This window comes from Paenibacillus luteus (assembly GCF_006542765.1).
GTDB lineage: Bacteria > Bacillota > Bacilli > Paenibacillales > Paenibacillaceae > Pristimantibacillus > Pristimantibacillus luteus.
The window spans coordinates 135739-158927 of the sequence record NZ_SKCD01000006.1 but is presented as its reverse complement, the minus strand read 5'-3'; the positions used below and the strand labels follow the sequence as shown (position 1 = coordinate 158927).

The following is a 23189-nucleotide window of genomic DNA, read 5'->3' as shown; positions in this document are numbered from 1 at the left end:
AGTCTTATCTACCACGTACCGGTGTACGCACCATGTGGTAAATACACAATCAGCAATGATGAGGACGAAGTGCTTAGGGCCCTTTTGAACAGAGAGCGGATGGATTAGCTGCAACCATCGCCAAAATCCCTTTTCTACGAGCTCACCTCGGAGCTGTTTCCTTGAAAAGCAACAACGAAAGCTGTTGCGTATTAGGGGGAATCGCAGGGCAAGCGTTAAAGTGCCAATAGTATGAACGTATGTGCACGACGTTCTTACTTGTGGAGGTTATACATCGGGAGACGTATAACGAATTTGGGTGGTACCACGGAAGATATACCTTTCGTCCCTCGTTGCTTCGTTTGAAGCAAGAGGAGCGAAAGGTTTTTTTGTTTTTTCTGAGAGGAGGAAGACTGATGGTAACGCAAGGTGCAACACTGAAGTCAAAAGAGGAATTGAAGGAAAGGCTCTCGAAGCCTGAGGTTATATCTGGTTCTGAAATATTGCTACGCAGTCTGTTGCTTGAGGACGTAGATTGTGTGTTCGGCTATCCTGGTGGAGCAGTGTTGTACATTTACGACGCGATGCACGGGAACCCCGATTTCAATCATTTGCTAACTCGCCATGAGCAAGGCGCTATTCACGCGGCTGACGGCTATGCGCGCGCTAGCGGCAAAGTAGGCGTGTGTATCGCGACTTCCGGGCCGGGAGCAACGAATCTGGTAACGGGTATCGCAACGGCCTATATGGATTCGGTGCCACTCGTTGTTATTACAGGTAATGTCATTTCTAGCTTAATTGGCAGCGATGCTTTCCAAGAGGCGGATATTACAGGCATAACGATGCCAATCACGAAGCACAGCTATCTGGTTCGTGACGTAGAGGATTTGCCTCGTATTATTCATGAAGCTTTCCATATCGCCAATACGGGCCGTAAAGGTCCAGTATTGATCGACATACCGAAGGACATTTCAGCGGCGAAGACATTGTTTAAGCCTTCCACGGAAGTGAGCATCCGCGGCTACAATCCGACGGTGTCTCCGAACAAGAATCAAGTGGATAAGCTGATCAAGGCGATCGAGCAAGCAGAGCGTCCGATCATTCTGGCTGGCGGTGGCGTTGTTTACTCCGGCGCGCATGAAGAACTGTTCGAGTTCGTAACGAAAACACAAATTCCCATTACGACAACCTTGCTTGGTCTGGGAGCCTTCCCAAGCGGCAACGAGCTGTTTCTGGGCATGCCGGGCATGCACGGCACATACACAGCGAACAAATCGATTCAAGGCGCAGACTTGCTGATTAATATCGGAGCACGATTTGATGACCGTGTAACAGGGAAGCTTGCTGGATTTGCTCCACTGGCAAAGATCGTTCATATCGATATCGATCCAGCGGAAATTGGTAAAAATGTGCCGACGGACATTCCGATCGTTGGCGATGTGAAGACGGTTCTGGAAATCGTTAATAAGCAAGCGAAGCTTGCGGACAAAGCAGATGACTGGCGTGCGAAGCTCAAAGCTTCTTGTGAACAATATCCGTTTAGCTATAAAGACTCGGATGTGGAATTGAAGCCGCAATGGGTTGTGGAGCTTATTCACGAAACGACAAACGGTGATGCCATTGTAACCACTGACGTTGGCCAGCATCAAATGTGGGCTGCGCAGTACTACAAATTCAATAAACCGCGTTCATGGGTAACATCCGGTGGACTAGGCACCATGGGCTTCGGCTTTCCTTCAGCGATCGGTGCTCAAATGGCTAACCCGGACCGCTTAGTTGTTTCCATTAACGGAGATGGCGGCATGCAAATGTGCGCGCAGGAGCTAGCGATTTGCGCTATCAACAACATTCCGGTTAAAGTTGTTATTATTAACAATCAGGTGCTAGGTATGGTTCGTCAGTGGCAGGAGCTTATCTATGATAACCGTTATAGCCATATCGATCTCTCCGGAAGCCCGGACTTTGTTAAACTAGCGGAAGCATATGGTGTGAAAGGCTTCCGTGCGACGAACAAAGAAGAAGCTCGCGCCGTATGGGAAGAAGCACTTAATCATCCTGGTCCTGCAGTCGTTGAATTCGTCGTTCGTAAGGAAGAGAACGTCTATCCAATGGTTGCGCAAGGAAGTACCATCGACGAAATGATCATGGGGGATGCGGAATGAAAAAGCATACGATCGCAGTAATCGTTAATGATCAGCCCGGCGTTCTACAGCGTGTTTCCGGTTTGTTCGGACGCCGTGGCTTCAATATTGAAAGCATTACAGTTGGTTCAAGCGAAGAAGCAGGCTTGTCGCGTATGGTCATCGTCACTTCGGGTGATGACCATACGCTCGAGCAAGTTACGAAGCAATTGTACAAGCTGATTGACGTTATCAAGGTTATTGACCTTAGTTCGAATCCGATGGTAGGACGCGAGCTGGCTCTTATTAAAGTAAACGCAGAACCAAGCTCCCGTCCGGAAATTCTCGGCGTAGTTGAAACGTTCCGTGCAGCAGTCGTAGACATCGGCACTCATTCGCTTATGGTACAAGTTGTCGGAGATACCGAAAAAATCGATGCCATGGTAGAATTGCTTAAACCATACGGCATTCGCGAACTGTCGCGTACAGGCGTTACCGCACTAAACCGAGGCAACGCCAAGTAATTTTTCAATGCCCCTATTTGAGCGGGAGTTTAAGGGGAGAACCGCTGAATATGCGTCATTCTCTGCTTAAACACCCGCTCAAAAGGGTTAAATTAAAGGAGGCAATTATTAAAATGGCAGTTACAATGTACTATGAAAAAGACGCAGACCAAGGCGTACTACAAGGTAAAACAATCGCAGTTATCGGTTACGGAAGCCAAGGCCACGCGCAAGCGCAAAACCTTCGCGACAGCGGCTTGAAAGTCGTTATCGGTCTTCGTCCTGGTAAATCCGCAGACGTAGCTAAGAAAGACGGCTTCGAAGTACTTACTGTTGCAGAAGCAACAAAAGTGGCTGACGTTGTTCAAATCTTGCTTCCTGACGAAACACAAGCGAAAGTATATAGCGAAGAAATCGCTCCTAACTTGAAAAAAGGCGCGGCTCTTATGTTCTCACACGGCTTCAACATTCACTACGGCCAAATCGTGCCTAACGCGGATACAGACGTATTCCTGGTAGCTCCTAAATCTCCAGGTCACATGGTTCGTCGTACGTACCAAGAAGGCTTTGGCGTACCAGGACTAATTGCAATCGAGCAAGATGCAACAGGCAATGCTAAATCGATCGGTCTTGCATATGCTAAAGGTATCGGCTGTACACGCGCAGGCGTTATCGAAACTTCTTTCAAAGAAGAAACAGAAACAGATTTGTTCGGTGAGCAAGCGGTTCTTTGCGGCGGCGCTTCTGCACTGGTTAAAGCTGGTTTCGAAACGCTTGTTGAAGCTGGCTATGCTCCAGAAATGGCTTACTTCGAGTGCTTGCACGAGCTTAAACTAATCGTTGACATGATGTATGAAGGCGGAATCTCTTCGATGCGCGATTCCATCTCCAACACAGCTGAATACGGCGACTATGTAACAGGTCCTCGTATTGTTACTGAAGAAACGAAAAAAGAAATGAAACGTGTATTGGAAGATATCCAATCCGGTCGTTTCGCTCGTGATTTCATCTTGGAGAACCAATCGAACCGTGCAATGCTTACGGCTACTCGCCGTAACGAAGCAGCTCACCCAATTGAGCAAACAGGCGCACAGCTTCGCGAATTGATGCACTGGATCAAGAAGTAATAACAGATAGATGGATTGACCATATCCCGGCTCGCCGGATCGCTGGACGATACGGATTGCGTATCGCCCAGCGGCTTCCGTATGCGTGCCGGGATCATTCTGTTCACGGAGGTGCAATGCACAAATGCGGAAAATTTATGTTTTCGATACAACGCTTCGTGACGGAGAGCAATCTCCGGGTGTAAACCTGAACACGAAGGAAAAGGTAGAGATTGCTCTTCAGCTTGAGCGTCTCGGCGTGGATCGGATGGAAGCCGGCTTCCCTGCTGCTTCTCCCGGGGATCTTGCTGCGGTTAACGCAGTAGCACGCGCGGTCAAAAATTCCACAGTTATCGGCTTGTCCCGCTCGCGTGAGCAAGATATTGATGCTGTTCGTGAAGCGCTCATTGGCGCACAAGATCCTTGCATCCACGTTTTTCTTGCGACTAGTCCTATCCATCGCAAGCATAAGCTGCGCATGGAGAAGGAGCAGGTGCTTGAGACGGCAGAACGTTCCATTCGTTATGCGAAAAAATATTTTGACAAGGTTGAATTCTCAGCTGAGGATGCTGGCCGCACTGAGCTTGATTTTCTGTGTGAGGTCGTTGAGATGGCGATCAAAGCAGGAGCAACGGTTGTTAACATTCCCGATACGGTAGGTTATTTGAACCCGCTAGAATTCGGCAATATCTTCAAAACCTTGAAGGAAAACGTTCCGAATATCGAGAAGATACAGCTAAGCGCGCATTGTCATAACGATTTGGGCATGGCAACAGCCAACTCGCTGGCGGCTATCTTAAACGGTGCGGATCAAATTGAGGGAACCATCAACGGGATCGGCGAGCGTGCAGGCAACACAGCAATTGAAGAGATTGCAATGGCGCTAGCGACGCGTCCTGATTATTTTGGCGCTCAAACGACGCTGAATCTGAAGGAAATCGCCAAGACAAGCCGCCTTGTCAGCAAGCTGACTGGCATGGTCGTTCCAGGCAATAAGGCGATTGTAGGAGCTAATGCGTTCGCGCATGAATCAGGCATTCACCAGGATGGCATGTTGAAGGAAAAAACAACCTATGAGATTATTTCTCCGGACATGATTGGTTTGAAGGAGTCTAAGCTTGTACTTGGCAAGCACTCTGGACGCCATGCATTCCGTGAGAAGCTTATCGATCTTGGTTATGAGATTGAAGAGGAAGCAATGAATGCGGCCTTCGCTAAATTCAAGGATTTGGCAGATCGCAAGAAAACGGTAAGCGATGAGGATATTCTTGCTTTAATTGAAGAGAAACTCATTGATACGCCGGAAATCTTCAGCTTGGAAACAATTCAAGTAAGTTATGGCAACCAATCGACGCCAAGCGCATCCGTACGGATTCGCAAAGCCGAAGGTGAGGTTGTGGAGGAAGCGGCAGTCGGCAACGGCTCCGTGGACGCCATCTATAACGCGATTGATAAAGTGACACAGGAAGCTGTGGAGCTTGAAGATTATTCGATTAAATCCGTATCGCAAGGCAAGGACGCACAAGGCGAGGTTCATGTGGTTCTGAAGCAGGAAGATATTTCTGCTCAAGGCCGTGGACTTAGCACGGATATCCTTGAAGCGAGCGCACGGGCTTACATCGATGCTTTGAATCGATTGATCGATAAGCGCAAGACGCCAGGCCGCAGCGACAAGATGAGCCTGATTTAAATAACAACAGTCAATAAGGCAGTCCGCTAAGGGAAATTCCGCAGTGGACTGTCTTTATTCATGAAGAAGGCTAGTTATTGTCATTTCTTAGCATGCAATGGCTTGCTTGGCCACTCTATAGTCATAGGCTATAGAGCCAATAGATTTTATATCTTTGTAATCACTCCGGATTTGTGGTACAAATGATAATAGAATGAGAATGAGTCTATAAGCTCGTTCGTTTCACGGGCAGCCGCTCAATGAACGGACAAGCTTAACTGAAAAAGAGGAGTGTTACATTTATTATGTCAGACGTAAAAAAAATTGCAGTTATTGCCGGCGACGGTATCGGACCTGAGGTTGTTGGCGAAGCGCTTAAAGTACTTAAAAAAACCGAAGAGCTTTATGGCTACAAATTCGAAACGGAGCATGGCTTGTTCGGCGGTATTGCTATCGACGAGAAAGGTACGCCATTGCCGCAAGAGACGCTTGACCTTTGCAAAGGTGCAGACGCTGTATTGCTTGGTGCCGTTGGTGGCCCGAAATGGGACAACAACTCGAAAGAGCTTCGCCCTGAAACAGGCTTGCTTGGCATTCGAAAAGCACTTGGTTTGTTCTCGAACATCCGTCCTGCAACGGTATTTGACTGCTTGAAAGAAGCATCGACACTGAAGCCAGAAGTGCTTGAAGGTACGGACCTAATCGTTGTCCGCGAACTTACTGGCGGTATTTATTTCGGTGAGAAGTTCCGTCGTGAAGGTGCTGGCGGCGAAGAAGCGGTAGATACTTGTGTATATAATGTACAAGAAATCGAGCGTATCGTTCGTCAGGCATTTGATATCGCAATGACTCGCGGCAAGCGTCTTGCTTCCGTTGATAAAGCGAATGTGCTTGAAACCTCCCGTCTATGGCGTGAAGTGGTAAACCGGATCGCTCCTGAATATCCAGAGGTTGAGCTTGAGCACGTATTGGTTGATAACTGCGCGATGCAGCTGCTTCGCCGTCCTTCGAGCTTTGACGTTATCGTAACTGAAAATATGTTCGGCGATATCCTTAGCGACGAGGCTGCTATGCTTACAGGTTCCATTGGCATGTTGTCTTCCGCTTCGCTTGGCGAAGGAAGCTTCGGTTTGTACGAGCCGGTACACGGCTCTGCGCCTGACATTGCTGGCCAAGGCATCTCGAACCCGATCGCAACGATTCTATCGGTAGCCTTGATGTTCCGTCTGACATTTGGTTATCACGAAGCTGCAGCGGCTATTGAAGCGGCTGTAAAAGAAGTGCTGGATGCAGGTCACCGTACTGGCGATATCGCAGTGGATAAGAGCCAAGCGATCGGTACAACAGAAATGGGCGATTTGATCGTAGCAGCACTTAAAAAGTAATTCCAGTTTATAATTATTATAAATAAATATTGATTATAATATTGACTTCATTCTAGACTAGTGATAAGATTTACTAGGTAGTCACACAGATGAAGTAGCATAAACAATAAAAATTTATGGATAGGTCAAGGAGGTTTTCTATTATGGCAGAGCGTTTGGTAGGCCGTCAGGCCCCAGATTTTTCAATGGAAACAGCAACAGGAGACGGTAAGGATTTCGGTACAGCATCACTTGCAGATTACAAAGGCAAATGGCTGGTATTGTTCTTCTATCCACTAGATTTCACTTTTGTATGCCCTACAGAAATCACAGCTTTGAGCCTTGCAGCTGCTGAATTCAAAAAATTGGACACTGAAATTCTTGGTGTCAGCGTAGACAGCAAACATAGCCACCGTGCATGGATCAACACGCCGGTTAACGATAATGGCCTTGGCCAACTTGAATTCCCGCTTGCTGCCGATATCACGAAAAGCGTTGCTCGTGACTACGGTGTGTTGATCGAAGAAGAAGGTATCGCGCTTCGCGGCCTGTTCATCATCAACCCAGAAGGCGAAGTACAATACCAAGTGGTTAACCACAACAATGTAGGCCGCAGCGTTGACGAGACGCTTCGCGTATTGCAAGCTTTGCAATCCGGCGGACTTTGCCCAATCAACTGGAAACCAGGTCAACAAACATTGGTAGCGAAATAAGTATTTCCTGCCGAAACCCGCGCCATTTTATGGTGCGGGTTTCTTTTTTTATGCAAACCTATTTCAAATGACTAAGTAAAGCGCAGAATGGGGTTGTACATAGGCTGTTAAACTTGTTTATCACTCGTAATGAAAGGGGAGCTCGATTATTTAACCATGGACAATGGGATACGAAAGCAGGAATTTCGGCCATGCAGGGCGAATAGAATATACTTAACACCAATGATGAAGAAATGCTAGATTTGGACTAACTCTATCTATTGCTGATTACGAAATAGGTATAATGGTTAAAACTTAAATGATGCTTAAAGAATAGGTTTGCTTCGCAAACCTAAGTAGATGCTTACGAAGTTGGTTTGCTTCGCAAACCATTGAGGAGGGGTCGTCAATGAGTTTTTGCTGTGGAGCTAGTATGATCGGTACAAAAGGTACGTTGAAGCATTTCCGAACCCATATACATAATGTTCCTATTGTGTTTTGTCCAGTATGCCATCGCGTTGACATTCATTACTTAGTTGAAAATGAATATGAAATATTAGCCGAATATGCGCATGGAGATGGCGCGGCTGAAGTGGATTTCCAGGAATATGTTGAGCAAGAAGGCAAGGCGCTGCTTGAAAACTGCGTCAATCATGAGAATGAAGATCCGATGGATGTGGTCCATAGTCAAATTGATATGGCGCTTGATTTGCTTAGTTTTGCGAAGCAGATTGAGGATACGGAATGGCAGCTTGTGTTGAAGAAGCGTCTTGCGATGCTGAACAATAGAAGAAACAAGCTTCGTCAACGTCGTACCTCCGTTTAGTTTTTTAACTCGAATGGTGAGCCTCCACTCCGGAGGCTTTTCTTTTTTTCAATAAATGAAAATGTTCTCATAATGTACCCCCTGAAACCGGTCAGACAGAAACGAATCATACTAGTAGTGAGGTGGAGCGGTTGTTACTTGTATTGTTCAAACGCTTTCTGCGGAAGTCAGTTGCCGCAGACGTTGTAGAGGATGAGCGGAAGCTTGTTCCCGAACAATCTGTTGCTCGCATTCGTCAAGGTGACGAGCTGCTTCGCGAGCAGTTCATAGCAGATTACAAGCCTTATATATTGAAAGTAACAAGTCGATTTTGCAAACGGTACATCGATCCGAACCGAGATGATGAATTCAGTGTGGCGCTGTTAGCCTTCAATGAAGCGATCAATCAGTTCGATAGCGATGCAGGAAAATCCTTTATCGGTTTTTCTGAAACTGTCATTCGCCGTCGGCTTATTGACTATGTCCGAAAAGAACAAAGGCATGCGAAGGTAGTTCCTTACAGCATGTTCGACTCTGAGGATGAAGAGCAGCCTCATTATAATTCCGTAGAGACTAGGCAAGCGCTATCCGCATTTGAACTCAAGCGAACAGAGGACGAGAGACGGCTGGAGATCGGGGAGCTGAATCAGGAGCTCATTCGAGTTGGCATTTCCTTTACGGAGCTTGTGGAGCATTCTCCGAAGCATGCGGACTCAAGAAGGCTGCTGATCGGAATCGCACAGACGCTTGTCAGCGAAGCAGGCTTGATGGATTCATTAAGGGAAACGAATAAGCTAGCCGTGAAAGAGCTAACGGAAATGTGCGGTGTATCTCGTAAAACGATAGAACGGAATCGAAAATACATTATCGCCATCGCGATTATCATATCGGGTACATATCCATTTATGCATGATTATTTGGACATAGATGATAATTTCAACCAGACGAATAAGGAGGCAAGTAAATGAAACGTGGAGTTGTTATGAGCATTCATAAGCAGCATGCAGTAGTAATGACGGCTGACGGTCAATTTTTGCAAGCCCCTATTCAAGGTACGCCGCAAGTCGGTGAAGAAATTACGTTTGAGGAGGAGTACCGAAAGCTGCGAAAGTTTAAACCTGTTTATTGGTATAGCGGCGCAGCTGCAGCTGTTGTTTTGCTGATGCTCCTGCCGTTTTGGTTTTATATGCAAAAGGATATGCATCCTGTCGTTGCTTACATGAGCATGGATATTAATCCAAGTGTAGAGCTTGGAGTAGACAGCCAAGGAAAGGTGCGTGAGCTTCACGCGCTTAACGAAGACGGAGAGCTGATCATCCAAGGCTTGGAGTACAAAGGCGTGAATGCGGAGGAGGTAGCCGCTTCCATATTGCAAAGGGCTAAAGGCTCACATTATCTCGACACGCCGGACAAGGATATTTTCATAACAAGTATGCTCGTGGAAGGGAATTCCGCACTTCAGCTCGATTTTGAGAATATTTTGACGGGAAAAGTCGATCAGACGCTGCGAAGTTTGTTGGCTCAGCTCGCAGCGGAGGCAGTCAGCGCAAATGTTACGACTTTGTCGATACCAAGCGAGCTTCGGGACGAAGCGGCTGCAAACGGAATATCTTCAGGAAAAATGGCTGTTTATTTAATGGCGAAGGATGAGGGCTACGAGCTTGAATTGGAGCAGTTGAAGCAGCAATCGATCGATAAGGTTACCGAGCCGATTGGCGGCGTCAAGACTATTGTGGACAAAGCAGCTGACAAGAGCAAGGAAAAGCTGAAGCAGCTAGTTGAGCGTGAGAAAGAGGAAAAAGTAAAACAAGCCCAAAGCACCGTTAAGCCTGCTGCAGCGAAGCCAAGCGCGACGCCAAATGCGAGCAAGCCTCCGAAAGCGGCAAAGCCGCAGAAGCCCACGGCTAGTGAAATAAATAAAGGCGGAGCTACCGCGAAGCCTAATAAAAACGGGACATGGGGCGGCAATCAGCCGACGAAGCCCGACAAATCTAACAAGCCAAGTACGCCTCATAAACCGAATACAGAAAAGAATGACAACAAGAAAGACGATAAGAAGGATGATAAGAATAACAACAAGGATAAAGACAAGGATAAAGACAAGGATAAAGACAAGGATAAGTGGGGGAATTGGAAAGATTCCAATAGCAAGGATCATAGCGATAATGAAAATAGCAATTGGGGAAATGATGATAACAATGATCGTCAATACGACCGAAACGGTTGGAAAAAAGGAGATCGGAACAACGAAAAGTGGGAGGACAAAAGAAAGGAAACAAAGCAGGATAAAGAGAAGCACCGTGGTCGGGATGACCGATCACGTGCATGAATTTGTGCAGTACAAAGCTTCTAAATGAAGGAGTTTGGATGTGTAGGCTAAAGTCCTATTATGTGGAATGGGTGACTAAAAGCCTATCTCCGTAACAAAATTCGACAGGATTTCCGATTGACAGCTATTGTAAGCTCGCCCTATGATTAGTAGTAACTGTAACCGTTATCTTATCGACGTTGCCGGGGAGGAGTACATGATGCAGGCCATTCGAAAGCGCTATTTCCCGGCGCTTGCCGAGTATATACGAAGTGGTAAGGAAGTGTCGCTATTCCACGCCAATGAGCTTGGCAAGGAGCTTTACGGAATAAACCCTGAAGAAATTATTGCTGTACATGAGGAATGTATTCAAGCTTTGGCTGCCAATGTAGATTCTGATGAAGCTGTTAGGCTGTACAATCGCTCTTTCGTTTTTTTGATGGAAATCATGGTCTCATGCCGTTTTCGTTTGAGGCCAGAACAGACGACTGAACAGAAATTTACCGAAATGCGGGAAATGTTGTTTCGTTCCAACCGTTCGTTTGAAATGGTTAAGAACAAATATGAAAACGTACTTCAGCACATGGATAGTGGCATTGCTTTGTTCGACAATGATGGCATTTTGTCATTCATCAATGTGCAGATGGCCAAGCTGCTGGATATTCCGAGGAAGACGTTAATCGGCTGTACGATCAAGGAAATATTAAGGCATCGCCAACTTACGAGCACAACAAAACGAACGGTTCTTAGGCTTTATAAAGAAATGTTTCTGCTGCGTGGACGTTATTATGAATTTCAGCATAAGGATGGCAAGCATTTGCTAGTGACGGTCACCTATGGCGACCAATTAGATGGTGATTTTCTCATTAGCGTCAAGGATGTTTCGGAGTACAAACAGATTGAGCAGACGGCTCTGCAAAATGACAAGCTTGCCATGCTTGGTAAGATCGCGGCTGCAATAGCACATGAGATTCGGAATCCATTAACAAGCATCCGCGGCTTTATTCAGCTCCTTCGGCCTTATTTGCTGGAAGTAGGCAAGGAAGAATACGCAAGAATTATTTTAACGGAAATCGACCGGGCCAACGACATCATTTATGAATTTTTGAATTCTTCCAAGCCGTCGGCGCCAATGAAGCAATTGGTTCCCATTGATCATTTGATCAAGGAGGTCGTGCTGTTAACCGAGAGTGAAGCATTGATGCGAAATTGCGAAATCAAGTCGGAATGCTATTACCCAGGTCCCTTGGTATCCATAGACGTTAAACAGGTTAAGCAGGTCATCTTGAACATTGTCAAAAACTCTCTTGATGCCATTGAAGAAGTACAGAGCGAGCGAAGAGGCTTGATCGAAATCATTACTCGAAGCACAGGAAAAACCGCCGAAATCCTTCTTAAGGATAACGGAAAGGGAATGGACAAGGCCACGATGAGCAGACTGTTTGATCCATTTTTCACAACGAAGCAAGCGGGTACCGGTCTTGGATTATCGGTGAGCTACCGTATTGTTCGCAACCACAGCGGTACGATCCGGGTTGAAAGCGAAGCGGGGGTAGGAACGGAGTTTATTATTACTTTGCCATTGGCGGAATAATGGGCAGAGAGCGGCATATACAGGGTATATTAGCAGTCAGAGAGATGAAACCGGAGCTCTTCTCCCCTATGTGGAGAGGGCTTTTTGTTATGCTAAACTCGCAGATTGACATCCTCACATAGCGAATATAAACATGGAAATGTCAAAGGACGTTCGGTATAATGGGTTTGAAAATATGTTAATTATAAGTCATTAGGTTGGTTACATATTCTAGTTTATCAAGCTTAAACGGTTGCTGCTGCTCTTTGTTGGGATCGGCATGTTTCACGGAGAAAGATAAGAATTTCGTTAAGTTGATAAACGTTATCTATTCTAAATTTTCAAATCGGAAAGCGAGGCTACACTAATGAGCGTTCAATTGACTTATGGAGTACGAGGTTCAGAACACGCAGCTCCAGATGCTGTAGTGAGATTCGTTAGCAAGAAAGAATTGATTCACGGGGAAAATGCGGGACCCATTATCCAGCCGCAAATCGATGAAGCGCTTAGAGGGTTATATGCAAAAGGATTGTTTAAAGCAGATCCGGAGCAAACGGAAACCGTAACTACTTTAGGGCTATATCCGGCGGCACATATTGTTTTCGCCGGTGTTGATCAGGACGGGGGAGCAAGAGGGCTGCGTCTCGCCGCTGCAGCAGTAGCAAAGGCTTTGAAGAAATTTAAGGCTGAGCATGTTCAAATTCTGCTATCAGAAGCTTTGACGAATAGTGTAGGGAACGATATTGGTGCTGAACGTGCGGCTCAGGCGCTTACAGAAGGATTGCTGCTTGCCTTGCATGTGCGCCAACCGCTTAAACGCGAGCAAAATGAACGTTTCGGATTAAAGGATGTTGCTTTTGTACCACAGGGCACGGCGATAGCAGGACAAGATGCTCCATTGTGGGAGCAAGGGATAGCTAAAGGCAAGCTGTATGTCGAAGGGGTAAACTTGGCCCGTGATCTGACGAATTTGCCTGGCAATGATCTTACGCCTGAACGACTGGCCTATCATGCGGAAGAGCTGGCAAGGGAGTTGGATCTGGAGATTGAAGTGATCGATGAATGGAGCGCGGCTGAACAGCGGATGGGCGGATTGCTTGGCGTAGGCCAAGGCAGCATCAATCCTCCACGCATGATTGTGATTCATTATAAAGGAGATTCCAGCACGGAAGAAGCTTGGGGTCTCGTCGGAAAAGGCATTACGTTTGATACAGGCGGTATATCGTTGAAGCGGGCAGAGGGTATGCAGGAAATGATCTCGGATATGGGCGGAGCCGCCGCAGTGCTTGGTGCGATGCGTATTATCGGAGAGCTGAAGCCGGCAATTAATGTGATTGCGGTCATTCCAACTGCCGAGAATATGCCTTCCGACCGCGCGATTAAGCCTGGCGATGTCCTGCGGATGATGAGCGGCCATACGGTAGAGATCGTGAATACGGATGCTGAGGGTCGTTTGGTGCTCGCGGATGGTTTGACGACTGCGATTACCAGAGGTGCTACTCGACTAGTGGATGTAGCGACATTGACTGGAGCGGTTTCTGTTGCGCTTGGACTTGAGGCTACTGGTGCCGTAACGAACAATGATGAGCTGTTCAAACAGGTGCAAGCAGCGTCCGAGCGCTCGGGAGAAAGAATTTGGCAATTGCCTGCCTATCCGGAATATAAGAAGCAGATCAGGAGTGATGCAGCGGATTTAAAAAATAGCGGCGGCAGGTATGGAGGAACGATTACAGGCGGATTGTTTATCGGCCACTTTGCAGAAGGTTTGCCGTGGGTGCATTTGGATATTGGCGGTACAGCTTGGCTTGATACGAGCAGAGGCTGGGAGCCGAAAGGCGCTACCGGCGTCATGGTCAGGACGTTGGTTGAGCTGGTGCTGCAAAGTAAATAAACAGCAATGTATATGACAAAATAACAACTTAAGCGTGATTCAGTGGCAGCCGTTCAATCAATTGAAGTCTGTCAGTCTAATTAAAATCATGAAATAAAAGGAGGTCCGCTGCTTTCAGTGGACCTCCTTTATTTAAATATAAGTTTTTATAGGTTTCACGCGATAAAGTATCTTTCTATTTCTACGAGAAAGAAATGCGGGAGAATGGATGCTTGCTAATCCGATAAAGGTAGAGATTGTTTTTTTTGGAAATATGGCTTGACGGATTTCTTATACCATGTACTCTTATAGGTGTAGAAGGAGCAAGCTGTAAAACCTTTCTGTGCCTGGACGAAAAAACGTATGAGAAAAGGGGTATACTGAAATGAATGCAATCGATCGAAGGAGAAATGAATTGTTGGCGTACAACCCGCCTGCAACGCTTGGAGCGGATGAACTGGATCAATACTGGGATGCTGTTCTTGCCGGGTATCAGAATCAATCGCTTAATATCGAAAGAAAGAGAGTAGATACCCCGATCGCGTCTGTAAGAGCGGAGCGTGTAACCTACAAGGGCAGCGATGAAACGCCGATTCATGGTTTATACATCGTACCGCAGCAAGGTTTGGAAGGTGAAAAGCTTCCTTGTGTCGTATTGTTTCAGGGCTACACCGGCGATAAAGGGCTGCCGGAGCGCTATTCTTCATGGCTGCTGCTTGGCTACGCGGTATTCGTAGTGGACGCACGCGGTCAAAGCGGAGAAACCGGGAATTTATTGACGTCCGAGCAAGGCTCAGTCAAAGGCTGGGTAACTCAAGGCATCTCAGAGATCGAGAACAGCTATTACCGCGCGATTACGATGGATACGGTAAGGGCGGTTGATGTGGCTGCACTTCAGCCTGAGATCGATGCGTCGCGAATTGCAGTTGTCGGAGGAAGCCAAGGCGGCGGACTCGCGCTGCTTGCTGCAGCTTTGAACCCGAAAGTGAGTGCTGTCATTGCGGACATTCCGAATATGTGCCATATGGATCATGGTGTTTTGCATTCCACAGGCTCTTTGACGGAAGTTGCCCAGTATATCAAGCGCTATCCGGACCGGTTAAACGTCGTGATGGAAACGCTTGCCCATTTTGACCTACTGAACTTAGCAGAGCGCATTAAAGCTCCGGTGCTAATGTCGGTGGGCTGGAAGGATACCGTTTGCCTGCCGGAGACGGTTTATGCGGTTTATAATAAGATTCGTTCTCATAAACAAATCAATGACTATCCATTCTCCGGACATGAAGTGAGTGAATATCAGAATCGGAAGAGTATCGAATTTTTGCAAGAGATGCTGAAGTGAAATTGGTGATGTAACTCTGTCTTTTTGGAGCATAGGGACGGTGGCGGCAGGCTAGAAAGCCCGATAACGACAATCAATGCTTGAAATGGATGATATCAATGCTAATATGATTATGGATGGCGAGCTTACTATGTACTAAAATATAAGGGAGTTATCGCAGGTTGAAACCTTTGCGAGGATTTAACAGTATTATTAGAATATCCATGAAAATAAACGCAATGTGAAAACGATTTATGCAAGTGCAAGTTGGCGGGCATGCATGGCGCGCTTCGCCTTGGAAGATAATAGGATGGCAATGAATAGAGAGGGTGGAATTTTCTGCAATGAGCAACCATGATGAGCGTAATTATTCGCCTTGGCAAAGCTACTATGGTCCCAATCTGGGGTACGTGCAGGAGCAGTACGAACGTTTCTTAACCGATCCCGATTCCGTTGAAGCAACGGTTCGCGAACAGTTTGAACGTTTTGGAGAGCCGCCGGCGGTATCATTGGGAGCGACTCCAAGTCCGGCTAAGTCTAGCGATCAACAGGCTGCATCACCTGCAGCGACATCTGGTCCGATTGATTCAAATATGTTGAAAAAGGTTGTGGCTGCGCATCAGCTTATGCTGAACATACGCAGATACGGCCATTTAGCTGCGGATATTGATCCGCTTGGCTTCAGCCCTGCTGCGGATACGAAGCTGCTTGAACCGGAAACCTTTGGGTTGACGCAAGCTGATCTTGCCTCTATCCCTGCATCGCTTATTTGGGACAACGCGCCAGCGTCGATCTCTAATGGTTGGGAAGCAATCAGCCGTTTAAGAGAAATCTATACTCGTTCAGCAGCTTATGAATTTACACATATTCATGATGAGAATGAGCGGAATTGGTTGAACAAGCAAGCGGAATCGGGTAGTTTCCCTGCGCCGCTGTCGGCAAGAGAGCGTTCATCGCTGCTTGAGCGTCTGATGGAGGTTGAGTATTTCGAAAACTTCCTGCACCGTACATTCGTTGGGCAGAAGCGCTTCTCGATCGAGGGCGTCGATATGCTTGTGCCTGTACTGGACGAAATCGTTCGTTCCGTTGCGCATGACGGAGCCAATAACATTCTAATGGGCATGGCTCATCGCGGGCGTCTAAACGTATTGACGCATGTGCTTGGCAAGCCATATGAGAAAATTTTCTCTGAATTCCATCATGCACCGAATAAAGAGCTTATTCCGTCTGAAGGTTCCATGGGCCTTAATTATGGCTGGACCGGCGACGTAAAATATCATTTGGGTGCAGATCGTGCAGTGAAGGAAGGCGAAACGATCCGCGCCAACTTGACGCTTGCGAATAACCCAAGTCACCTTGAATTCGTTAACCCGGTAGTTGAAGGCTTTACGCGTGCTGCTCAAGAGGATCGCAGCAAGCCAGGTATGCCGCAGCAGGATCCGTCGAAAGCCGTTACGATTTGTGTGCACGGCGACGCGGCATTCATCGGAGAAGGCATCGTAGCGGAAACGCTCAACTTCAATAAACTACAGGGCTACCATAACGGCGGTACGCTACATATCATTGCGAACAACCGTCTTGGCTTTACAACGAACAGCATTGATTCGCGCTCGACGCATTATGCAAGTGATCTTGCGAAAGGGTTTGACATTCCAATCGTACACGTAAACGCGGATGAGCCGGAAGCTTGCTTAGCTGCAGTACGCCTGGCTTGCGAATACCGCCTTCGCTACAATAAAGGTTTTGTCATTGATTTGATCGGCTATCGCCGTTTTGGCCATAATGAAATGGATGATCCGGAAGTAACGCAACCTCTCATGTATGCAAAGGTTCGCAATCACCCTACGGTAAGCGTTCTTTACAGCGAGCAGTTGAAGAGTCAGAAAGCAATCTCGGAAGAGCAAGTAGAAGAGCTGCGCCAACGTACTAATGGCAAGCTTCAGGCTGCTTATGATGCCATGAAAGCGAAGGAAGACCAGCCGAAGGTGCGCGGAGAGCAACAGAAGCCGCCGCTTCCAGCAACAGAGGAAGCTCGTACAGCCGTGCCTCTCGAAACGCTTCGCGATATTAACCTGGAGCTGCTTAACCGTCCGGAAGGCTTCACCGAATATACGAAGCTCCAACGTATTTTGCAGCGCAGAGCTTCAGCTTTGAATGATGGGGAAAAAGTGGATTGGGCACATGCTGAGACACTTGCATTCGCTACGATTCTTGCGGATGGCACACCTATCCGCCTGAGTGGCCAAGATTCCGAACGCGGAACTTTTGCACATCGCCACATTATGCTGAATGATAATGCGAATGCAGCCAAGTTCTCGCCGCTGCACATGCTGCCGCAAGCGAAGGCGTCATTCGCCGTTCATAACAGTCCGCTATCGGAAACAGCGGTACTTGGCTTTGAATATGGTTATAATGTATTTGCGCCGGAAACCTTCGTTATTTGGGAAGCACAATACGGTGATTTCGCCAACGTTGCACAAGTTATATTTGACCAGTTCATTTCGGCTGGCCGCGCAAAATGGTCGCAGAAATCTGGTATTACGATTTTGCTGCCGCATGGTTACGAAGGTCAAGGACCTGAGCATTCCAGCGCCAGATTGGAGCGTTTCCTTCAGCTTTCCGCTGATAATAACTGGACGGTTGCGAACCTGACAACGTCCGCCCAATATTTCCATCTGCTTCGCAGACAGGCATCTATCTTAGGCACAGAGCATGTTCGTCCGCTCGTTCTTATGGCGCCTAAGAGCCTGATCCGTAATCCTCGCGTCGCTTCTCATGGCGTTGAATTTAGCGAAGGCTCATTCAAGCCGGTGCTGCCGCAATTCAGCCTGACGGAACCGAAGGAACAGAAGGATAAAGTGAAACGCTTGCTGCTTTGCACAGGCAAGGTTGCTATTGATGTGGAAGAAGCTCTTGCTTCCTCCAATGCAGAAGATTTCGAGTGGCTGCGCGTAGCGAGAGTAGAGCAGCTTTATCCATTCGCTCATGCAGAAATCGAGCGTATCGTGAAGCAGTATGATAAGCTCGAAGAAATCGTGTGGGTACAGGAAGAGCCGAAAAACATGGGCTCATGGAGCTTTATGGAGCCGCGCCTGCGCGCGTTGGCACCTAAGAAAGCCGCAGTCCGCTACGTCGGCAGACCTGATCGCTCAAGTACAGCGAGCGGTCATCAAGAGGTACATGCCGCAGAACAAAAATGGATCATTTCGACAGCATTGAACGGCAAACCAGTTGAAACAAGTTTGATAAGGGGGTAGCGACTAATGGCTGAAATTATAGTACCGGAATTAGGCGAGTCCATCTCGGAGGGCACGATTACCAAATGGTTCGTGAAGGAAGGCGACTCCGTTAATCAGGGAGATGTTCTACTGGAGCTTGAAACCGATAAAGTTAACATTGAAATTAGTGCCGATAACAGCGGCGTAGTATCACGCATCGCTAAGCAAGACGGAGATGTTGTTCTGGTAGGCGAAGCGATCGGTTCCATCGGCGAAGGAGTTGGTGGTGCAGTTGCACCAGCGGCTCCAGCAGTTGAACAGGCAGCGGCTACAACAGCACCTGCTGCTCCTGCGACGGCCCCAACCGCGCCAGCAGCAGCACCGACAGCAACTCCTGCAAGCGATAGCGCAGCAGCGATCAACGCTTCTCCAGCAGCACGCAAGCGTGCCCGTGAGCAAGGCATTGATCTTTCACAAGGACAAGCTCCTGCTCCAGCAGTAGCAACTCCTGTGAAATCAGCTCCGCTTACGCATGCTGAACCAGCAAGCGCAAGCAAAGATGCTAAACCGACAGAGCGCAAACGGATGTCGCGCCGCCGGGTAACGATTGCAAACCGCCTCGTAGAAGCACAGCGTACAGCTGCAATGCTGACGACGTTCAATGAAGTAGACATGACGGCGATCCTTGATTTGCGTAAACGTCGGAAACAAGCGTTCTTCGAGAAAAATGACGTAAATCTCGGCTTTATGTCATTCTTCACCAAAGCGGTAGTAGGCGCGCTTAAAGCATTCCCGCTGCTCAATGCTGAAATTGACGGCGAAGAAATTGTAACGAAAAAATTCTACGATATCGGTATTGCCGTTTCTGCGAAAGAAGGCCTAGTTGTTCCGGTCGTTCGTGATGCAGATCGCCTTAGCTTCGCTGAAATCGAGAAAAACATCGTTGAGCTTGCCGGCAAAGCAAGATCCAACACGCTTGCGATCTCTGATCTGCAAGGCGGCAGCTTTACGATTACGAATGGCGGCGTATTTGGCTCCTTGCTGTCAACGCCAATTCTTAACGCACCTCAGGTTGGTATTCTAGGCATGCACAAAATTCAAATCCGCCCAGTTGCAATTGATGACGTTCGTATGGAAAACCGTCCGATGATGTACATTGCATTGTCGTACGATCACCGTATCGTAGACGGCAGCGAGGCTGTCCGCTTCCTTGTAACGGTTAAATCGCTCTTGGAAGATCCGGAAGCATTGCTTCTTGAAGGTTAAATCACATAATCATGACCATAACGACTGCCTGGGAAGTAGAGTATTCTACTTCCTAGGCAGTTTTTTTGTACAAAGAGGCAGCTATGAAAAAAGATTTTCGAAACAGGAGCGAAATATCGATTACAATAATCGTAATATCGAACATGGAAGCAGATGTATTTTTGGCTTCGATAAACATTTGTCACAATCCATTGCCGATATTCCTTTATTTAGGATAGTGGCAATATTGTTTTTTTATATATTAATTTGATTACGGAGCAGGAAGAAGGCAGGCGATGTTGAAAGTAAACTAGCATAACGAGTGAATTGTTTGAATGAGGTGAAAAGTGCGGATGGAGATTGTTGGAGTTGGCGAGCAATTGAGACAAAGCGAAGAAAGGTATCAGCATCTCGTACATATGCTGCCGGATGGGCTTCTCGTTTATTCCGAGGGTGCAATTGTGTTTGCTAACCACGCGTTTCTTGGTATCGTAGGAGCGAGATCTTTAGAGGAAATCATCACGTTACCGATCAAAAGTTTTATTCATCTCGATTATTGGGAGCCGTTTGCCGCTACGATTAATTATTTAATAAGGGAAACGAATCCTACTAATTCTATTTACTATAAGTTGCTTAATATGAAACAGGACGCAATAGAAGTAGAATTGAGAGCGGTTTCAGTCAAGTTTGATGGTAAGCCTGCGGTACAGCTCATTATTCATGATGTATCCGATCAAAAAAAAATGGAAGCATCTTTGCAAGAGAAGGACTATTTGTACAAAAGTTTGATGGAAAATGTCGTAGCCGGTGTATTTGTTGGTCACAAAAATAATATCGTTTACGCCAATCCCTATTTATCGGAAATGTTCGGCTATAGCGAAGAAGAGCTTTTTAAGCTTAAGACGTATGATCTGGTTACCGAAGAAGAGTGCAACAAAGTCAAAGCGGTTGTTTTAGATGGGATGGAAAGGGGCATTGATCATTTTGCACTGAAATTTAACGGAATCAAAAAAGATGGCAGCTTTATTTATTTGGAGGGAAACAGTTCAATCATTATGTTTAACGGACAGCCTTGTCTGCTTGGTACCGTACAGGACGTTACTTTTAAGGAAGAGAAGGAGAGGATGCTGAGAGACAACGCCAAGCTCTATCAAAAAATGATTAAGTTTGTTCCAGAGCCAATTGTACTAACCGATGAGGGCGTTATCCTATATGTGAATAAGCTGGCTATGCAGATCATTGGCATCAATGATGATGCAGAGGTCATTGGCAAAAGCGCATTTGATTTTTTTCACGTGATGCACCACGATACCCTCAAAGAAACGATGCAGTCGATTATGTCGTCCGATGAAGCGACGCCTTTTCAAGAACGGGTTATTATTCGGCCAGATGGGCAATTAATGGATGTGGAATTATCGAGCATACGGATTAATAATTACATGGGCAAGGATGTCATGCTAAGTGTGCTGCGTGATTTGACTGACCGCAAACGTTCGGAGGAAATCTTAATCCGTTCGGAGAAGCTGTCCGCCATTGGCCAGCTTGCGGCAGGAGTTGCCCATGAGATCCGCAATCCGTTAACAGCGCTTAAGGGATTTACTCAGCTTCTGAGCACAAAATATCCGCAGCAGCCGCATTATTTTACGATAATGTCCAATGAAATCGACCGGATTACGCTAATCGTCAATGAGTTTATGACGTTGGCCAAGCCACATTTTTCGCAATTTCAGATTGAGCCGCTTGAGCCGATTTTACAAAGTGTAATTTCAATTTTGGAGACGCAAGCTATATTATTGAATGTGGAACTTCAGGTTCATTACGATCTATCTCATCCTATGGTATATTGCAACGTCGACCAATTAAAGCAGGTATTTTTGAATATTATAAAAAATGCGATTGAGGCGATGCCGGAGGGCGGAGAAGTTACCTTGTCTGTCAGTACGGAGGATGGTTATGTTCATATCCACATTAAGGATGGAGGCCCTGGCATTCCTGAAGAGCTGATCAAAAAAATCGGTGAGCCTTTCGTAACGACGAAAGAAAAGGGGACCGGGCTTGGAATTATGATCAGCACACGCATTATTGAAGCGCACAAAGGTACGCTTCAACTGAGGAGTGCGATAAACGAAGGGACTGTTGTTGAAATTACTTTGCCTGTTCAGGAGCTGCCGCCAAGCTCAGGGTGATACATAAACCGGCTCTTCGGCTGCTGCTGTTATCTTTTTGCGTTTGTGGTGAAGCACGAAATAAATAACAGAAGAAAAAGCAATAATAATCGCACAAAGGACATACATGACGCTGTAGCCATAGCCTGAGGCAAGGGAGCCCAGCGTATAAGAGCCGATGCCGTAGCCCAAGTCGAATAATAAATAGAAAGTGGCTGTTGCGAGTCCGCGTCGATGTGGTGGTGCGGCTAATACGGCTATCGTCTGAAAGCAAGGCAGCAAGGCGCCGTACCCAAGACCGATAACTGCACCGGAAATGAGAAGTAGTGCTGGGGAATGCGCTTGGCTTAGCAACAGCATGCCGATCGCAAATATGGCGATGCTCGGATAAACGATAACATGCTCGCCCACTCGGTCCAGCAATTTGCCGACAATGGGACGGGGCAGCACAATCATAATGCCGAAGCATACAAAGAAATAACTGGCGTATTGATCAATCGCCTGCTCATGGGCAAATACGGACATAAAGGTAACCAAGCCGCTGTAAGCGAAAGCAACAACGAAACCGCTGAACGCGATAGGGACGGCTTTCTTCTCGATAAGGTCACGCCAATTCAGCTTGCTTTTGGCTTGGGCCAATGGTTGCTTTGTAGCAGGCAGGCGTTTCGTTGATGCGCCGAGTATGAACGCAATCAAGGAGCAAACCGCACACAAAGCAAACATCGCTGTATAGCCGCCATGCGTCGTAATCGTTAACCCTACGAATGGTCCGATTACCATCGCAAGGCTCATAAACAAGCTGAAATAGCTTATGCCTTCGCCTTTGCGGTGCTCTGGAATGATGCCAATCGCGGTAGTATTGGTAGAAGTAGTCGCGATAGCGAATGTACCCCCATGGAAAAAACGAACAAGCAATAGCATGGCGTAGCCAAAAACGCCTAAGTATGCAATCGAAAACAACAAAAACAGCAGCAGAGAAATAACGACGATTTTTCGTTCGCCGTATCTAGACATTAGCTGACCAGCAAAAGGCCGGAGCAGAACGGAGGCTATGACAAATACGGTCATAGATAATCCGGCTTGCGTATCCGAACCTCCAAGCCCATTCGTTACATAAACGGATAGGGCAGTTGCTAATGTGTAAAATGAAAAAAATAGAAAAAAGCTGCTTAAACAAATTTTAATGAAGTCAGCGCTCCATAATTTGTTGGTGTTCATCTTATGTTCCCCTCTCAGTTGACGGCCGTGCAT

General features: G+C 47.0%; 16 protein-coding genes. 15 read left to right on the top strand and 1 reads right to left on the bottom strand.

Annotated elements, in window-relative coordinates:
• The first annotated feature begins 395 nt into the window (after positions 1–395).
• The 15 genes from ilvB to E0496_RS04775 all read left to right on the top strand — a co-directional run bounded on the left by ilvB (position 396) and on the right by E0496_RS04775 (position 21959).
• Positions 396–2141 carry a biosynthetic-type acetolactate synthase large subunit gene (gene ilvB, locus E0496_RS04845; protein ID WP_141500521.1) on the top strand — a complete coding sequence of 582 codons (1746 nt, stop codon included), beginning with the start codon at positions 396–398 and terminating at the stop codon, positions 2139–2141.
• The gene (gene ilvN, locus E0496_RS04840; protein ID WP_139993843.1) at positions 2138–2623 is read left to right on the top strand and encodes an acetolactate synthase small subunit; all 486 of its coding nucleotides are present in this window, start codon (positions 2138–2140) and stop codon (positions 2621–2623) included. Before ilvB ends, ilvN begins: the two co-directional genes overlap by 4 nt.
• A 113-nt stretch (positions 2624–2736) precedes the next feature.
• Complete coding sequence (ilvC, locus tag E0496_RS04835; protein WP_139993841.1) at positions 2737–3729, top strand: ketol-acid reductoisomerase; 993 nt, start codon at positions 2737–2739, stop codon at positions 3727–3729.
• Between the two features lie 124 nt (positions 3730–3853).
• Complete coding sequence (locus E0496_RS04830) at positions 3854–5398, top strand: 2-isopropylmalate synthase (RefSeq protein WP_141500520.1); 1545 nt, start codon at positions 3854–3856, stop codon at positions 5396–5398.
• Positions 5399–5682: 284 nt separating this feature from the next.
• Entirely contained in the window at positions 5683–6762 is a 1080-nt protein-coding gene (gene leuB, locus E0496_RS04825) for a 3-isopropylmalate dehydrogenase (RefSeq protein ID WP_141500519.1), read from the top strand.
• Positions 6763–6905: 143 nt separating this feature from the next.
• Entirely contained in the window at positions 6906–7454 is a 549-nt protein-coding gene (locus tag E0496_RS04820; protein ID WP_139993835.1) for a peroxiredoxin, read from the top strand.
• Between the two features lie 388 nt (positions 7455–7842).
• The gene (locus E0496_RS04815; protein ID WP_139993833.1) at positions 7843–8259 is read left to right on the top strand and encodes a hypothetical protein; all 417 of its coding nucleotides are present in this window, start codon (positions 7843–7845) and stop codon (positions 8257–8259) included.
• Between the two features lie 122 nt (positions 8260–8381).
• Positions 8382–9206 carry an RNA polymerase sigma factor SigI gene (gene sigI / locus E0496_RS04810; protein ID WP_241674594.1) on the top strand — a complete coding sequence of 275 codons (825 nt, stop codon included), beginning with the start codon at positions 8382–8384 and terminating at the stop codon, positions 9204–9206.
• Positions 9203–10567: an anti-sigma factor domain-containing protein gene (locus E0496_RS04805; protein ID WP_141500517.1), complete on the top strand. Its 1365-nt coding sequence runs from the start codon at positions 9203–9205 to the stop codon at positions 10565–10567. The genes sigI and E0496_RS04805 overlap by 4 nt, the downstream gene beginning before the upstream one ends.
• A gap of 199 nt (positions 10568–10766) precedes the next feature.
• A complete protein-coding gene (locus E0496_RS04800; RefSeq protein ID WP_141500553.1) occupies positions 10767–12140 on the top strand; it encodes an ATP-binding protein in 1374 nt (457 codons plus the stop codon).
• Between the two features lie 346 nt (positions 12141–12486).
• A complete protein-coding gene (locus E0496_RS04795) occupies positions 12487–14010 on the top strand; it encodes a leucyl aminopeptidase (protein ID WP_141500516.1) in 1524 nt (507 codons plus the stop codon).
• A 364-nt stretch (positions 14011–14374) separates the two neighbouring features.
• Positions 14375–15331, top strand: coding sequence for an acetylxylan esterase (locus E0496_RS04790; protein ID WP_141500515.1), 957 nt, complete (start codon positions 14375–14377; stop codon positions 15329–15331).
• A gap of 323 nt (positions 15332–15654) precedes the next feature.
• On the top strand, positions 15655–18567 hold the full coding sequence (locus E0496_RS04785) for a 2-oxoglutarate dehydrogenase E1 component (RefSeq protein ID WP_141500514.1): 2913 nt from the start codon (positions 15655–15657) through the stop codon (positions 18565–18567).
• A gap of 6 nt (positions 18568–18573) precedes the next feature.
• Positions 18574–19794: a 2-oxoglutarate dehydrogenase complex dihydrolipoyllysine-residue succinyltransferase gene (gene odhB, locus E0496_RS04780; protein ID WP_141500513.1), complete on the top strand. Its 1221-nt coding sequence runs from the start codon at positions 18574–18576 to the stop codon at positions 19792–19794.
• A gap of 332 nt (positions 19795–20126) precedes the next feature.
• Positions 20127–21959, top strand: a complete 1833-nt coding sequence (locus tag E0496_RS04775) for a PAS domain S-box protein (protein ID WP_141500512.1) — start codon at positions 20127–20129, stop codon at positions 21957–21959.
• On the opposite strand, the gene E0496_RS04770 is transcribed toward E0496_RS04775, so the two are convergent.
• Positions 21951–23156 (bottom strand): MFS transporter, encoded by a 1206-nt coding sequence (locus E0496_RS04770; RefSeq protein ID WP_161601313.1) that lies wholly within the window; start codon positions 23154–23156, stop codon positions 21951–21953. The two genes, E0496_RS04775 and E0496_RS04770, sit on opposite strands and share 9 nt — an antisense overlap.
• Between the last annotated feature and the right edge of the window lie 33 nt (positions 23157–23189).